General features: G+C 71.5%; 13 protein-coding genes. 6 read left to right on the top strand and 7 right to left on the bottom strand.

Annotated elements, in window-relative coordinates; all coding sequences use genetic code 11:
* The first annotated feature begins 239 nt into the window (after nt 1-239).
* From ligA to K8556_RS10410, 6 genes are all read left to right on the top strand, one after another.
* Nucleotides 240-2,264, top strand: a complete 2,025-nt coding sequence (gene ligA, locus K8556_RS10385) for an NAD-dependent DNA ligase LigA (RefSeq protein WP_223739881.1) — start codon at nt 240-242, stop codon at nt 2,262-2,264.
* 10 nt (nt 2,265-2,274) lie between these two features.
* Nucleotides 2,275-2,562, top strand: coding sequence for an acylphosphatase (locus K8556_RS10390; RefSeq protein ID WP_223739882.1), 288 nt, complete (start codon nt 2,275-2,277; stop codon nt 2,560-2,562).
* Nucleotides 2,559-3,002, top strand: a complete 444-nt coding sequence (locus tag K8556_RS10395; protein WP_014398919.1) for a DUF3052 family protein — start codon at nt 2,559-2,561, stop codon at nt 3,000-3,002. The genes K8556_RS10390 and K8556_RS10395 overlap by 4 nt, the downstream gene beginning before the upstream one ends.
* A 572-nt stretch (nt 3,003-3,574) precedes the next feature.
* Nucleotides 3,575-6,292, top strand: a complete 2,718-nt coding sequence (locus K8556_RS10400) for an Rne/Rng family ribonuclease (protein ID WP_223739883.1) — start codon at nt 3,575-3,577, stop codon at nt 6,290-6,292.
* Nucleotides 6,293-6,645: 353 nt separating this feature from the next.
* Entirely contained in the window at nt 6,646-8,049 is a 1,404-nt protein-coding gene (locus K8556_RS10405) for a YhjD/YihY/BrkB family envelope integrity protein (RefSeq protein WP_370639908.1), read from the top strand.
* Nucleotides 8,050-8,174: 125 nt separating this feature from the next.
* A complete protein-coding gene (locus K8556_RS10410; protein ID WP_043321998.1) occupies nt 8,175-8,525 on the top strand; it encodes an HU family DNA-binding protein in 351 nt (116 codons plus the stop codon).
* A gap of 3 nt (nt 8,526-8,528) precedes the next feature.
* Here the strand turns inward: K8556_RS10410 and K8556_RS10415 are convergent, their stop codons facing one another.
* From K8556_RS10415 to K8556_RS10445, 7 genes are read right to left on the bottom strand one after another with little or no spacing between them, the layout of a single operon-like run.
* On the bottom strand, nt 8,529-10,604 hold the full coding sequence (locus tag K8556_RS10415; RefSeq protein WP_223739884.1) for a flagellar biosynthesis protein FlhA: 2,076 nt from the start codon (nt 10,602-10,604) through the stop codon (nt 8,529-8,531).
* Nucleotides 10,604-11,650, bottom strand: coding sequence for an EscU/YscU/HrcU family type III secretion system export apparatus switch protein (locus K8556_RS10420; protein ID WP_223739885.1), 1,047 nt, complete (start codon nt 11,648-11,650; stop codon nt 10,604-10,606). The genes K8556_RS10415 and K8556_RS10420 overlap by 1 nt, the downstream gene beginning before the upstream one ends.
* Nucleotides 11,647-12,441 carry a flagellar biosynthetic protein FliR gene (locus tag K8556_RS10425; RefSeq protein ID WP_223739886.1) on the bottom strand — a complete coding sequence of 265 codons (795 nt, stop codon included), beginning with the start codon at nt 12,439-12,441 and terminating at the stop codon, nt 11,647-11,649. Before K8556_RS10425 ends, K8556_RS10420 begins: the two co-directional genes overlap by 4 nt.
* Nucleotides 12,438-12,707, bottom strand: a complete 270-nt coding sequence (locus tag K8556_RS10430) for a flagellar biosynthetic protein FliQ (protein ID WP_223739887.1) — start codon at nt 12,705-12,707, stop codon at nt 12,438-12,440. The genes K8556_RS10425 and K8556_RS10430 overlap by 4 nt, the downstream gene beginning before the upstream one ends.
* A 4-nt stretch (nt 12,708-12,711) precedes the next feature.
* Complete coding sequence (sctR, locus tag K8556_RS10435; RefSeq protein ID WP_223739888.1) at nt 12,712-13,437, bottom strand: type III secretion system export apparatus subunit SctR; 726 nt, start codon at nt 13,435-13,437, stop codon at nt 12,712-12,714.
* Nucleotides 13,434-13,904, bottom strand: coding sequence for a flagellar biosynthetic protein FliO (locus K8556_RS10440; protein ID WP_223739889.1), 471 nt, complete (start codon nt 13,902-13,904; stop codon nt 13,434-13,436). Before K8556_RS10440 ends, sctR begins: the two co-directional genes overlap by 4 nt.
* Nucleotides 13,901-15,049, bottom strand: a complete 1,149-nt coding sequence (locus K8556_RS10445; RefSeq protein WP_223739890.1) for a FliM/FliN family flagellar motor switch protein — start codon at nt 15,047-15,049, stop codon at nt 13,901-13,903. The genes K8556_RS10440 and K8556_RS10445 overlap by 4 nt, the downstream gene beginning before the upstream one ends.
* Nucleotides 15,050-15,052 lie beyond the last annotated feature (3 nt).

Consider the following 15,052-nt stretch of genomic DNA (forward strand, 5'->3'; position numbering starts at 1 on the left):
TTTCAGGGGGTTGCACTGGAGGGCGGGGGTCTTGCCAACAGGGAATCCGCTATGTAGCTGAAATTCGGGCCTAATGGGGCGCCACGGATGCGCCTCCTTGCCGTGAACACGCGTGCCCGGGTTCGCCTTCCCGGGAGGCGGCGGGCGGCCCTGTCAGGTGGTGCCGGTAGAGTCCCCTTCCTCCAACGCGGGGCGTGCGCAACTGGCCGCGCCCCTGAATTGGGGTAAGGACACACCCCGTGGACACCTTCCCGAAAGCCGAAGCCCGCGCCCGAGCGCTCCGTCAGGAGCTGGCCCACCACAACCACCGCTACTACGTGCTGGACGCGCCGGAAATCAGCGACGCCCAATACGACACGCTGATGCGGGAGCTCCAGGGGCTGGAGGAGCAGTACCCCCAGTTGGTGACGCCGGACTCGCCCACCCAGCGCGTGGGCGGCGCGGCGGTGGAGGACTTCGGGCAGGTGGTGCACACCACGCAGATGCTGTCCCTGGCGAACATCTTCGATGACGCCGGGCTGACGGAGTTCGACGAGCGCATCCGCAAGCTGACGGGCCTGTCCCAGGTGGGCTACGTGTGCGAGCCCAAGCTGGACGGCCTGGCCATCTCCCTGCGCTTCGAGGACGGCCGCTTCGTGCAGGGCGCCACGCGCGGCGACGGCACCACCGGCGAGGACGTCACGGGCAACCTGCGCACCATCAAGAGCCTGCCCCTGGAGCTGTTCCCCCAGGACGGCGTGAAGGTGCCCAGGCGGCTGGAGGTGCGCGGCGAGGTCTTCATCCGCAAGGAGGACTTCCGCAAGCTCAACGAGAAGCGCGAAGAGGCGGGCGAGTCCCTCTTCGCCAACCCGCGCAACGCCGCCGCGGGCAGCCTGCGCCAGTTGGACCCCAAGGAGACCGCCGCCCGGCCCCTGTCCGTCTACCTGTACGAGTGCGTGCCCGGCGACGGCGTGCCCGCCTTCAAGACGCACACCCAGAAGCTGGAGTACCTGAAGACGCTGGGCCTGCCCATCAACCGCTACCAGCACGCGGACGGGGCGGACGGGGTGCGCCAGCGCTACGACGAGTCCCTGAAGGGCCGCCACGCCCTGCCCTTCGAAGTGGACGGCATGGTGGTGAAGGTGGACGACGAGGACCTGCGCCGCCGCCTGGGCCAGGTGTCCAAGAGCCCGCGCTGGGCGGTGGCCTACAAGTTCCCGCCGGAGGAGGAGTCCACCACGGTGGAGGACATCGGCATCCAGGTGGGCCGCACGGGCGCGCTCACTCCGGTGGCGCACCTGAAGCCGGTGAAGGTGGGCGGCGTGACGGTGTCGCGCGCCACGCTGCACAACGAGGACGAGCTGCGCCGCAAGAACGTGCGCAAGGGCGACACCGTCTTCGTGCGCCGCGCGGGCGACGTGATTCCGGAGATCGTCTCCGTGGTGCTGTCCAAGCGCCCGGAGGACTCCCAGCCCTTCACCTTCCCCACCCACTGCCCGGTGTGCGGCGCGGTGGCGGCCAAGGACGAGGACGGCGCCATCATCCGCTGCACGGGCGCGTCCTGCCCCGCGCAACTGGTGGAGAAGGTGCGCCACTTCGCCAGCCGCCTCGCCCTGGACATCGAAGGCCTGGGGGACAAACTGGCCACGCAGCTCGTCACGTCCGGCCAGGTGAAGGCGTTCGCGGACCTGTACGCGCTGACCCGGGACTCGCTCCTCGAGCTGGAGCGCATGGGGGAGAAGAGCGCGGACAACCTGCTGGCCTCCATCGCGGGCAGCAAGAACACCACCCAGCGCCGCTTCCTGTACGCGCTGGGCATCCGCCACGTGGGCGACTCCACGGCGCGCGCCCTGGCGGAGGCCTTCCCGGACGTGAAGGCGCTCTTCACGGCCAGCCTGGAGGACATCAGCCGGGTGAAGGACGTGGGCCCGGTGATGGCGCAGGTCATCCACACCTTCTTCCAGGAGCCCCAGAACCAGGCCGCCATCCAGGCCCTGCTGGACGCGGGTGTCCACCCGGCCCCCCCGGCGGTCGCCACGGGCGGCCCCTTCGTGGGCAAGACGGTGGTGCTCACCGGCACCATGGAGCGGCTTGCGCGCGAGCAGGCCAAGGAGGAAATCGAACGGCGCGGGGGTAAGGTCTCTGGAAGTGTCTCGCGCAAGACCGATTTCGTCGTCGCGGGCGAGGACGCGGGCAGCAAGCTGAAGAAGGCGCAGGAATTGGGCGTAAGAATCCTGGATGAGCAGGCGTTCCTGAAGCTGCTAGAAGGGGACGTCAGAGCATGAGGCCAGAGGCATGAGCACGCAGCGCCGGGCGACCCTGCGCATCCAGGGCACGGTCCAGGGCGTCTCCTACCGGGAGAGCGCCCGCCAGGAGGCGCTGCGCCTTGGGCTCTCCGGCTGGGTGCGCAACCGGGGCGACGGCTCCGTGGAGGCCACGGTGGAAGGCGAACCGGGCGCGCTGGAAGAGTTCATCCGCTGGTGTCATACGGGTCCCCGCACGGCGCGCGTCACGGACGTGGCGCGCACGGACGGGCAGGCCTCTGGCGAGTTCCGCACCTTCACCGTGGAGCGCACATCATGACGCCCTACGCGCTGGCTTCCCTGCCGGCCATGCTGGGCATCCGGTCCGGCACCAAGGTTTCCGTCATCAACCCCCCGCGGGGCTTCGTGCAGAAGCTCAACCCGCTGCCGGACGGGGTGGAGTTCCTCGTCACGGCCCAGACGGGGCTGGACGTCATCCTCTTCTTCACCTCCGACGCCACGGAGCTGGTGCAGCGGCTGCCCGCGCTGTCGCGCGCCACCACGCTCAACGGCGGCATCTGGGTCTGCTGGCCCGCCGGCGAGGGCGTGAAGACGCGCCTGTCCGAGGACTTCGTGCGCCAGGCGGCGCTCGACATCGGCCTGGTGGACAACAAGATCTGCATCATCGACGAGACCTGGACGGGCCTCAGGCTGGTGCGGCGTCCGCGCGGGAAGCTGGACAAGCCGGAGGGGCGCAAGCAGGCCCCCGCCCAGGCCTGAACGTCCGTTTCCGAGCGCCCGGGGACCCGCCGGGCGGGCCCGCCTTCCATCTGCCCGACAGTGGATGAACGGGCGCATCGGGCCTTTACACACCTGGAGGGGCGTGGAAAACTCTCCGTGTTTCTGGGCGGTTGTGTGACGCCCCGCGTTGGCGGGACATCACGCCCAGGCAGGAATTTCGACGGGTTGCGCTTCCGGTTTCCTCCGGACCCCTGCTGCTCCGGGGCCCCCAGACACCCCCCCAAGGTGGCCCACTGACGGGCACCGACCGGGTGCGGAAGAGGGGGCGGACGGCACGGGCGTGGGGGGAGCCTCGAGCGCGTGAAGAGAAGCAGCCCCGCCCGGCACGGTGCCGGTCGCAATGCGGGGCGACATGAACTCGGAGGAGCAGGCGGCGATGTCCTCGTCCCCCACCCAGGTGATGCGTTCTCCCTCCGGGTCCTCCGGAAGGCGTGCACACGCCGGGGGGCCGCTGGCCGCCTCTCCCCTCGCGGCGTGCTCGGAGGTGTGGCGTCTCGCCGCCTCCCGTCCGGTGAGGTCCCCCCTACCGCGCGCGCTACCAGGATTCATCCATGAGCAGTGTGCTCGTCATCAATGCCGCGGGTCGGGAGACCCGGGTGGCCCTCGTCGAGGGCGGCCATATCGCGGAGTTCTACCTCGAGCGTAAGAAGGACAAGGGCGTCGTCGGAAACATCTACAAGGGTCGCGTCGTCCGGGTGCTCCCGGGCATGCAGGCGGCCTTCGTGGACATCGGGTTGGAGAAGGCCGCCTTCCTGTACGTCAGCGACGTCGTCTACGACCCGGACTTCGCCCGCGCGCAGTTCGAGTTGACCGAGGGCGAGCACGAGGACGCGCCGGAGGTCCCCACCGAATCCGAGGCCGACGCCGTCGAGGCCGCCGCCTCCACGGTCCCGGACGCCACGCACGCGCTGCCGGCCGGCACGCAAGCCCCTGCGGGCGCCCCGGCGCCGGTGCTGGCGCACGACGGCGCGCTGGCGCTGGACGTCCAGGCCCAGGCCGTCCCCCAGCCGGAGTCCCCCGAAGCGTCCCACGTCGAGGCGCCCGAGGCCGTCAAGCCTGCCCTGGAGGCCGCCCCGGCCCCGGTGGAGGCCCAGGCCACCCCGGACGCCGTGGCCGTCATCGAGGAGACCCCGGCCGAGGGCGCCTCGCCGGAGTCCCCGGTGGAGGTGTCCACCGCCGCCGTGGCGGTGCCGCTGACGGAGAACGGCACGCCCGCCGCGGTGGAGGCCCCCGCGGTGGTGCAGGAGACGCCCGCGGAGAGCGCCATCGCCGCCGCCGAGTCCGGCGTGGCGCCCGCGACGGAGGGCAGCGCCGCCGAGCCGCCGCCGCACGCGGCCGCCCTGGGGGAGCTCATCCCCTCCCCCGCCGCCGAGCCCGCCCGCCCCGCCGAGGTCTCCGGCGAGCGCCGCACCCCGCGTGAGGCGCGCGAGGCCCGCGAGCCGCGCAACCGGGACGGCCGCGAGAAGGACAAGGACAAGGACAAGCGCCGCCAGGAGCAGCCCCGCCGCGAGAAGCGCGACGAGGAGAAGGAGAAGCCCAAGCAGCGCAAGACGGACAAGATTGAAGACCTGCTGAAGGTGGGCCAGGAGGTGGTGGTCCAGATCTCCAAGGACCCCATCGGCACGAAGGGCGCGCGGCTCACCTCGCACATCTCCATCCCCGGCCGTCACCTGGTGTTCATGCCCACGGTGGACCACGTGGGCATCAGCCGCCGCATCTCCAACGAGAAGGAGCGCCGCCGGCTGCGCGAAATCGTGGACCGGCTGCGGCCGCCCGGCACGGGCTTCATCGTGCGCACCGTGGCGGAGAACGTTCCCCAGGAGAAGCTGGAGAGCGACATCCGGTTCCTCATCGAGGTGTGGAACCAGGTGGTGCGCCGCAACGAGAAGCGCGGCGGACCGGGCCTGCTGCACCCGGACCTGGACCTCATCCTGCGCGCCACGCGCGACCTGTTCGCCCACGACGTGGAGAAGCTCGTCGTGGACGACGCGGAGGAGTACGAGCGCATCCAGGGCTTCGTCACCGCGCAGGACCCGGCGCTGCGCGACCGCGTGGTGCTGCACGAGACGGACGAGCCCGTCTTCGACGCCTACGGCATCGAGCAGGAGCTGCAGCGCGCCACCCAGCGCAAGGTGTGGCTGAAGAGCGGCGGCTACCTCATCATCGACCAGGCGGAGGCGCTCACCGCCATCGACGTCAACTCGGGACGCTACGTCGGCAAGAAGAGCCTCGAGGAGACCATCACCAAGATCAACGTCGAGGCGGCCAAGGAGATCGTCTACCAGCTCCGGCTGCGCAACATCGGCGGCATCATCATCTGCGACTTCATCGACATGGAGAAGGCGCAGAACCGCGACAAGGTCTTCAAGTCGCTGCAGGAGGCGCTGGGCCGGGACAAGGCCAAGACGAACGTGCTGCGCATCTCCGAGCTGGGCCTGGTGGAGATGACGCGCAAGCGCGTGCGCGAGTCCATTGGCCGCGTGCTGCACGAGGACTGCCCGTACTGCGACGGCAAGGGCTTCGTGAAGACGGCCACCACGGTGGCGTACGAGATCTTCCGGGAGATCCGCCGCGAGGCGCCGGGCTACAAGGACTCCACGCTCGTCATCAACTGCAACGCGGAGGTCGCGCGCCTGCTCCAGGGCGAGGAGCGCAACGAGCTGCGGCACCTGATGGACCGCTACAACAAGTCCATCCAGGTGAAGGCGCAGCAGAACTACCACCGCGAGCAGTACGACATCTACGGCCGGTCGGCCACGGGCCCCGAGCACAAGGTGGCCTCGTCGCCGGGCTCCGGTGACGGCGAGCTGGCGATGCAGCAGCGCCGCCCGGAGAGCAACTACGGCGGCGGCCGTCAGGACCAGGGCCGCCGGGGCGGTGGCCGGGACCGCGACCGGGGCGAGCGCGGCGGCGGTGAGAACCGCGGCGGCGGCGGTGAGCGCGGCGGCGGCGGTGAGCGCGGCGGGGAACGCGGAGGCGAGCGCGGCGGCGGTGACCGTCGCGAGGGCCGCCGTCCCGAGCGCGGCGAGCGTGGCGGTGACCGCAACCGGGACCGGGAGCGTCGCGGCGGCGGCGGCGAGGGCCGTGGCGGCGAGCGCGGCGGCGGTGAGAACCGTGGCGGCGAACGCGGAGAGCGCTCCGAGCGTGGCGGCGGCTCCGGCGGTGGCCAGGGCAACGGCAACCACAACGGTGGCAATGGTGGCGGCGCGCCTCCCGCGGCGTCCGGCGGGGGCTCGTCCGAGCCGTCCGGCGGGAGCAGCGAAGGCTGAGCGCATCAGCGACACCGGGCCCTTGAGTCCGGACCGTGAGTGACCGCGAAGGCCCGGTGGGTGCATCCCGCCGGGCCTTTCGCATTGGAGCCGGGGCACGGCCTCCCGCCGGGTGGGCAGCCGGGCGGCCGAGGTCCGTGCATGTGCGGACACCGTCCGTTCGGGCGGGGTGGGAGGGCTGGTTCAGCGGGGCGGGGTTTGACTACGGTGGCACTTCCACGCTGGGGGGTGTCACTCGAGTCCCCGGCCCCATTTGAATCGCCTGGGATGAACCGCTCGCCTCCGCGCCTTCGCACGCCCCTGGACTCCCGCGACCTGGACGCACCGGGCTGGAAGCGCGCCGGGAGGGCGTCGTGAGGCTCCGGAAGCTGTCCTGGGGCGTGCGGCGTTCGCTGGTGCGCGCGCGGGCCTGGGCGGTCCAGACAGCGGCCCGCGCGTGGGCGCCCCTCGGGGCCACGTCGGCGGGCCGCTTCGCGGCGGACATCTTCCTCGCGGGGCGCACCGTGGCGCGCGGCTTCATGGGCGAGAACCTGCGCCTGCGCGCCGCCGCGCTCACGTACATCAGCATGTTCTCGCTGGTGCCGCTGTTGACCGTGGGCATCGTGCTCTTGCGCACGCTGCACCAGGAGCAGTTCCAGCGGAAGCTGCGCTTCGTCATCTCCGAGGTGCTGGCGCCGGGGGTCAGCGAGGAGTCCGCCGCCCTGCTCGACCGGTTCCTGCACCCGGGCGACTCCATCGCGGTGGGCAGCGTGGGCTTCCTCGCGGTGCTGTTGTCGGCGGGCTCCCTGCTGCGCCACATCGACGGCGCGGTGAACGAGCTGTGGGGCATCCGGCGCCAGCGCCCGTGGCTCACGCGGCTGGCCATCTACGCGGGCCTGCTGCTCCTGGGCCCCATCTTCCTGGCCATCTCCTTCTCCGGCACGGGCCGGGTCCGCGTGCTCCTGCAGACCTACGCGCCCTCCGCGCCGCTGTTCATCGGGGTGGGCACCACGCTCATCGCCATGGGCAGCCTGACGCTGCTGTACCTCTGGACGCCGTATGCCCACGTGCGCGTGCGCTCGGCGCTGGCGGGCGGACTGGTGGCCGGCCTGGGCTGGATGCTGGCGAAGCAGGTGTACGCCGAGTTCGCCGCGCGCAGCTTCCTCTACAACCCCCTCTACGCGTCGCTGGGCGCCCTGCCCCTGTTCCTCGCCTGGGTGTACGTGAGCTGGCTGGTGATGCTGTTCGGCGCCCGGCTGTCCTACGCGGTGGAGCACGTCTCCTTCCGCGACTCGCTCTTCGCCTTCGGCGGCCACCCGCGCGCGCACGAGCTGGTGGCCGCGCGCGTCGCCCAGGACGTCACCCTGTGCTGGGTGGATGGCCGCACCCCGCCCCTGCCCCGGGAGTTGGCCACGCGGCTGCGCGTGCCGGAGTCGCTGGTGCACGAGGTGGTGGACCGTCTGGTGGAGGCCCGCCTGCTGGAGCGGGCGCGGCGGGGCGGCCTGCGCCCCACGAGGGATCCCGCCGAAATCACCCTCGCCGACACCACGCTCGCCGTGCACGGGGTGATGATCTCCGGCGGCCCGGAGACCTGGACGGGGCCCAGGGCCCCGGGCTTCGAACAGTTCGAACCGCTGTTCCAGGCGGCCGACTGTGCCGGGGTCGACCTGCTGCGCCGCACCCGGTGGCTGGACCTGGTGACACCGCTGCGCCCGGGGCTGCTCGCCCCGCCCGCCCCAGAGGCCCCCAAGGCAGCGGCCAGCGGCGGAAATCCGTAACGTTTTTAGAGGGTTGGGAGCCTACCCGGCTTGCAAGGAGGAGGTGTTCTGTTATGTATTCGGGACTCGACCACGGGCCAGAGAGCCCTGTCACCAAGGGGTCACGGGGTTTGCGGGAGCGTCCGATGCTCAAGTCCGATCTGATCAACATCCTCGTCGCCAAACGAGGCGTGACCCAGAAGCAGGCGGAGGCGACCATCGAGACGATTTTCGAGTCGATGAAGGACGCCCTCTGCCGCGGGGAGAACATCGAGATTCGCGGGCTTGGCGCCTTCCACGTGAAGAACTACCAGGGCTACCAGGGCCGCAACCCGAAGACGGGCCAGGTCATCCCGGTGAAGCCCAAGCGCGGCCTGCTCTTCCGCACGGGCAAGGAGCTGCGCGACCGGGTCAACCGCCCCGCGCCGCTGCAGGCCCAGTCGGACCTGCCGCCCTCCTCCGAGTTCAAGGGCAGCAGCGGCACCGGCACCCTCTAGGTTTCAGCGCCCCACGGCGACCGGCGACAGCCGGCCGATGGGGCGAATCTGCAGGTCTCCGTCCAGCTCGCCGTAGGTGAGCACCGCCACGTCCGGGAACGGTCCCTCGCACAGCTTGCGCAGTGGCCGGCGGATGTCCGGGGCCGTGAGCAGCACCGCCCGGCCCCCGTTGGCGATGAGCCGCACCCCCTCCAGAATCTCCAGGATGCGCTCCGGCTCCGGCGCGGGCCCCCGGGGACCGCTGGCGCGCAGCACCTCCTCCACCTCCGGGTCCACGAGGTACGCGTACAGCGGGCCCGTGGGCGCGAACTGGTGGCTCAGGTAGCGGTGCAGGGCCTGACGGCAGCGCTCGGCCAGGGCCGTGGCGTCGCCTTCGGTGGTGGGCGCCACGAGCGCCTCCAGGATGGCGCGCAGGTCGCGGATGCTCACCTGCTCCTGCACGAGCCGCCGCAGCACGTCCGCCAGCAGCGGGAGCGGCACCTTCTGCAGCGCCTCCTTCACCAGTACGGGCGACTGGGCCTCCAGTCCCTCCAGCAGTCCCTGCACCTCCTGGAGTCCCAGCAGCGCCGCGGCGCGCAGGCGCAGCACGGCCCGCAGGTGGTCCGCGATGAGCTCCGAGGGCTTGCGCACCGGCACCTGGGCCAGCTCCAGCCGGGAACGGGCCCCCTCCCCCACGCGGCTGATGGGCCGCCCGCTGGCGGGCTCCACCGACGCCTCCGCCTGGACCTCCAGGAAGGCCAGCTCGCCGGGAGGAACGAGCGCGTACAGGGCGCCGGGCTGCACCACGCCGCCACCGGCGGGCACTTCGTCCAGCAGGATGCGGTACTCGCCCGGGCCCAGGTAGGCGGCGTGGGTCCGCACCCGGATGCCAGGGATGCGCACGCCCAGCTCGAAGAACAGCTCGTCGCGCACGGCGTTCAGCACGGTGTGCACGAAGGCGCCTCCGTCAGCCTCCGCGAGCGGCGTCAACTGCGAGGACAGGTCCAGCGTGAGCGGCGTCACCCCCACGGGTGCATTCGCGCTCTCCGGCGGCTTGCCCGCGGCGCCAGCGGGCATCGCGGCTTCCGGGGAGGCGCCCTCTTTCGTCGGTGACTTCTCCGGTGACTGGCTCTTGCGCCGCAGCGCATACCCCAGCCCGCCGAGGCCCGCCGCCAACGCGAGGAAGGTCAGGTGCGGCATGCCCGGCATCAAGGCCAGCGCGACGCACAGGCCCGCGACGGTGGCGAGCGTGCGGAAGTCACCGAAGAACTGCGAGCCGATCTCCGTGCCGAGCGAGTCCTCCTCCTTCTCCGACGCCACCCGCGTGACGACGAGGCCCGCGGCCACTGCGATGCACAGTGAGGGCACCTGGGACACGAGCCCGTCGCCGATGGCGATGAGGGCGAAGGTGGCGGCGGCCTCGGAGAAGGACTGGCCGTTCTGCAACACGCCGATGAGGGTGCCGCCCAGCAGGTTCACCGCGACGATGACCAGGCCCGCGACGACGTCGCCCTTCACGAACTTCATCGCGCCGTCCATGGCGCCGAACATCTGGGACTCGCGCTCCAGGTCGCGCCGCCTGCGCCGGGCCGCCGTCTGGTCGATGGCGCCCGCGCGCAGGTCCGCGTCGATGGACATCTGCTTGCCGGGCATGGCGTCCAGCGTGAAGCGGGCGGACACCTCCGCCACGCGCTCGGCGCCCTTGGTCACCACCAGCAACTGCACCAGCGTGAGGATGGCGAACACCACCGCGCCCACCACGTAGTCGCCTCGCACCACGAACTCGCCGAAGGCCTGGATGACCTCACCCGCGTGGCCCTCGGAGAGCGCCAGCCGCGTGGACGACACGTTGAGCGACAGCCGGAACAGCGTGGTGAAGAGCAGCAGCGTGGGGAACGACGTCACCCGCAGCGCGTCCTTCGCGTTCAGCGCCGCGACCAGCAGCGCCACCGCCGCGGCCAGGTTCACCGCGAGCCCCATGTCGAGGAGCCATGCCGGCAGCGGGATGATGAGCGCCCCCAGCACCGCCGCCATCGCCACCGCGAGCACGACGTCTGAGGACTGACGGGCCTTCAGCAAGACCTTCAGGAATGGGGGCATCACGTCTGTCTCCGTGGACGGTCGTCCGGCTCGCGAAGCTCCATCGCGGTCCGCAACACGACGGCCGCCGCCTGGTACAGCTCCTCGGGGATGGACTCTCCGATGTCGAAGTGGATGAGGCTGCGGGCCAGCGGCACGTCCCGGACCACGGGGATGCCCTGCCGGCGCGCCTCCTCCTTGAGCGCGAGCGCGTCCTGTTCGCGGCCCTTGGCCACGAGGTAGGGCGCGTCGCATTCGCCCGCGTCGTAGCGGAGCGCGACCGCGATGTGCGTGGGGTTGACGATCACGGCGGTGGCCTTCTGCACTCCACGTGCCGGACCGCCCTGCGCCAGTTGGCGGTGCAGGGCCCGCCGCTGGCCCTTGTGACGCGGGTCGCCCTCGCTCTCCTTGTGCTCCCGCTTGACCTCTTCGCGGGTCATCATCAGCTCGCGCCGGTGACGGCGGCGGGCGAGCGCGTAGTCCACGGCGCCGCACCCCAGCACCACCCACGACAGTCGAGTCACCAGCGCCGCCAATCGGCCGACCAGGAACTCCATTCCCCGGGTCCCCTCGAGCCACGCGGTCCGCAAGGCATCGGGGCCCACGTCCTCCACCTCGTTCCAGACGATGAGGCCCAGCAGCGCCGCCACGAACAGCGCCTTGCCCATTTCGAGCAGCGGCCGGACGCTGAAGAGGCGCTTGAGGCCCGCGGCGGGGTTGATGCGCTCGAGCTTCGGCGCGGCATGGCGGGCGTCCATTTCAAAGCCCACGGTGGCCACGGAGACCGCCAGCGAGGCCACGAGCGCTCCGCCCAGGGCAGGGCCGCACAATCGCGCGGCGACCCAGGCCCCCTCCTCCCAGGCGCCAGCGGCGGCCTGTTCCAGCATCAACCGCGCGGTCCAGTCCTTCAGCCGAGCGAAGCCCTCGGGCGCGAAGGCGATGAAGCCCAGCAGCCCGCCCAGCGTCGTCGCGCTGGAGGTCAACATCCGGCTGCGCGGAAGCTGCCCCTTGCGCCTGGCCTCTCGCAGCCGCTTCGCGGTGGGCTGCTCCGTCTTCTCGCCGCTCACCGGGAGACCTCGCCCAGCAGCGCCAGCGCGCCCTCCGTCGAGGCCACGCCCGCGAGCAGCCGCTCACACAGCAGGCCCACGCCCAACCACAAGAGCGCGCCGCCTCCGAGGATGCGCAGCGGAGCCCCCAGCTCCTGGAGGTTCACCTGGGCCGCGGCCCTCGAAGCCATGCCCAGGAAGCAGTCCACCGCGAGCGATGCGGCGGCCACCGGGGCGCCCACCGCGAGCCCCGTGGCCATGGCGCCGCCCACCATCACCACCACGTGCAGGGCCGAGGCCTCCGTGGGCACGAAGGCCCCCAGTTGAACCACTCCGAAGCCTCGCAGCAGGGCGGAGAGCACCACGGGGAACAGCGCGCCCGACACCACCCTCGCCACCAGCAGGTGGTACAGCGCGTCGCCCGTGGCCGACTCACGGCTGCCCGCCTGCGGCAGGCTCGCCTCCGCGGAGGTTCCCCGGAACAGGTCGATGAAACGGCCGCCCATCCTCGCCGCGTCGAAGGGCAGCGCGGCCACGAGCCCCACGGAGACGCCGTAGGCCAGCTCACGCACCACGAGCGCCGCCATCACCACCGGCGTCTCCACCGTGCCGCGGAACTCCACGCCCGCCTCGACGTGCAGGAAGAGCGAGAGCGCGAGCACCAGTCCCAGCCGGACCGTCGTCGGCGCGGCCTGGCCTCCCAGCAATGGACAGAGGAACGCGATGGGCACGAGCCTCGCCGCGCACAGCGCCACCGCGACCATGTGCGGCCCCAGGGCGAGGAGCTGTTCGCCCAACGCTTCCGGGTTCACAGCGCCACCTCCGCGATGAGCATGAGGAGCTGCTGGGTGAAGCGCGTGAGCTGTCCGGCGATCCACGGCCCCGCGAGCACCAGGGACAGCACCGCCGCGCACAGCTTGGGCACCACCGACAGCGAGCTCTCCTGCAACTGGGTCGTCGCCTGGAAGAGGCTCATCAGGAAGCCCACCAGCAGGCTCGCGCCGATGGGCGGCAGCGACGCGAGCACCATCAACAGCAGGGCTTCACGCCCCAGGGTGAGCAGGACGTCCTGGGTCATGGCGTCACCGGTAGCCGAGGATGAGTCCCCGCGCGAGCAGGGCCCAGCCATCCACGGCGACGAAGAGGAGGATCTTGAAGGGCAGGCTCACCTGGCCCGGCGACAACGTCTGCATGCCCAACGCGAGCAACACGTTGGCGATGACCATGTCGAGCACCAGGAAGGGAAGGAAGACGATGAAGCCAATCTGGAAGGCCTCCTTCAGCTCGGTGATGACGAAGGCCGGGATGACGACGAACAGGTCCGTCTCCTGCACCTGCTCGGACTCCTCCGGAGGACGCAGCTCGCGGGCCAGGTCCACGAAGCGGGCCCGCTCCTCCGGACCGCCGTGCTTCATGAGGAAGGCGCGCAGGGGCTCCGTCACCTGCTTCGCGGCGGAGAGGATCTGCGCTCCGGAATGCACCTCGTCGTACGCCGCCTGTCCCGCGTCGTACATGCGCTCCATCACCGGCGCCATGATGTGCCCCGTCAGCACCACCGCCAGCCCCGTGAGCACCAGCGTCGGCGGTGCCTGCTGCGTGCCCATCGCCGAGCGGGCCAGGGAGAGCACCACGGCGATCTTCGAGAAGCTCGTCAGCATCAGCACCGCGAACGGCAGCAGCGACAGGAGCGCGAGCATCCCCATCATCGCCAGCGGGCTGCCGGCATAGGACGCCTGCGACAGGGACTGCTCCGCGGCGAAGGCGCTCGCGGGCAGGAGCACGCCGCATCCCCATCCGAGGGCCTTCATCCCCCACCCCGCTTCCGGAGCGCGCCGCACGCCGTCCTGGGCTGTCGCGCACGGGGGAAGAGCACCGTCGGCTCCAGGTCCAGGTCGAACCGGGACTTCATCGCCGGCATGGGATTGGCGCGGGTCTCATGGATCTGCGCGAAGGTGTCGCCGTAGGCCACGAGGTACCGCCGTCCCTCCGCTTCCACGAGCGCGAGGCCACAGCGCTGGGAAAGCCCCGTCCTCGAGACGATGCTCAAGGGCGCCGGAGAGGCCGCGTCGGCACTCCTGGCCACGCCTCCCTTGCGGAGCAGCACCCAGCCCAGTCCGGCCAGCGCCATCGAACCCATCAGCAGGCGCGAGGTGCCCACCAGCGACAGGCCCCCCAGGGGCGCGAGCGTCGCCAGCCCCACGAGCAGGGCCGACGCGAACAGCAACCTGCCGCGGGGCGAAAAGGAGGACAGCAGCGTGTTCACGGGTGCGCTCACGGCAGCAACGCCAGGATGCGGGCGCCCACTTCGCCTTCGATCTCCACCAACTCCGCGCGCGCGACCACGCGGTCGCCCACGCGCAACAGCACCGGGCTGCTCGCGTTCACGTGCAGCGGCAGCAACGTGCCCGGCTTGAGCGCCGCCAGCTCGGCCAGGGGCAACATCAACCGGGTCAGCTCGATCTCCACATCCACCGGGAGCGGCGGCATCGCCTCGCTCCGCTTGTTCGTCGCCACCATGTCCGACTCCTGTAGGGCCGCGCGCGCGTGCACGCTCCCCGTCGAAAATCCTTCCGCGAGAAACCCGCCCCGGAGCGCGAAGCCCCGGGTGATCAACTGGCCCTGGCCCTCCACCCGACCGTCCCGGAGACGCACGCCCTCGAAGAGCACGACGTCTCCCGCAGCCAGCGCATCCACCGCCGAGTCCTGCAATGGACTGCGCCCCATGAGGCAGCGCGCGGGGATCGACGCCGCCAGCACCTGGGGCGCCACCGCGCCTGCTGACTCCACGGGCAGCTCCTGGAACGCGGTCTGCACGGCACGGGCGGGCAGGAGCACCCGGCCGCCCACCGTCGCGCCCTCCACCGTCGCCGTCAGCAACACCGCCACATAGGGCTGTCTCGGGTCGACCCGCGTCAGCACGTCAGCGCGCCGCATCGACACCGCGGACAGACGAGGTCCCAGCCTTCGCACCCATTCGCCCTGCCCGCGCATCGCGGCCAGGGCCGACAGCAGCAGGTACACCAGCGTGGACTCTTCCAGCCGCGTCAGCTCCGCCACGGGAGCCGGCCGCGGCCCCGTCCCCGCCAGCCTCGCCAGCGCCGCGAAGACCAGCGGCACCTCCAGCTCCACGATGGCGGTGCCCCCCGCCGAAAGCTCCACCAGCGCGAACACCATTCCCACCGCCAGCTCACGCTCCGGTTGGACCGCCGCCGGCACCAGGTGCCCCTCCACCTTGACCGCCGCCCCCAGGTCCCTCGACAGCGCCGCGCCTACGTCGCGCAGCAGCTCCGCGCCCCAGCGCCCCACCTGGGGCCGCTGGTCCAACACCAGGTGGGCGCGCGTCAGCCGGCGCGCTCCCGGGCGGAACGGTCGCGTGGGCTTCTTCGCGGCGCTGGGGGACCTGACTGGGTTCGTTTGCATCCG

The organism is Corallococcus sp. AS-1-12, assembly GCF_020036995.1.
Taxonomy (GTDB): Bacteria; Myxococcota; Myxococcia; order Myxococcales; family Myxococcaceae; genus Corallococcus.

What these genes read in the sequence shown, in the direction of transcription:
- K8556_RS10390 (WP_223739882.1), top strand. Translation starts at nt 2,275, where the DNA reads ATGAGCACGCAGCGCCGGGCGACCCTGCGCATCCAGGGCACGGTCCAG.
- K8556_RS10395 (WP_014398919.1), top strand. Translation starts at nt 2,559, where the DNA reads ATGACGCCCTACGCGCTGGCTTCCCTGCCGGCCATGCTGGGCATCCGG.
- K8556_RS10400 (WP_223739883.1), top strand. Translation starts at nt 3,575, where the DNA reads ATGAGCAGTGTGCTCGTCATCAATGCCGCGGGTCGGGAGACCCGGGTG.
- K8556_RS10410 (WP_043321998.1), top strand. Translation starts at nt 8,175, where the DNA reads ATGCTCAAGTCCGATCTGATCAACATCCTCGTCGCCAAACGAGGCGTG.
- K8556_RS10415 (WP_223739884.1), bottom strand. Translation starts at nt 10,604, where the DNA reads ATGCCCCCATTCCTGAAGGTCTTGCTGAAGGCCCGTCAGTCCTCAGAC.
- K8556_RS10430 (WP_223739887.1), bottom strand. Translation starts at nt 12,707, where the DNA reads ATGACCCAGGACGTCCTGCTCACCCTGGGGCGTGAAGCCCTGCTGTTG.
- sctR (WP_223739888.1), bottom strand. Translation starts at nt 13,437, where the DNA reads ATGAAGGCCCTCGGATGGGGATGCGGCGTGCTCCTGCCCGCGAGCGCC.
- K8556_RS10445 (WP_223739890.1), bottom strand. Translation starts at nt 15,049, where the DNA reads ATGCAAACGAACCCAGTCAGGTCCCCCAGCGCCGCGAAGAAGCCCACG.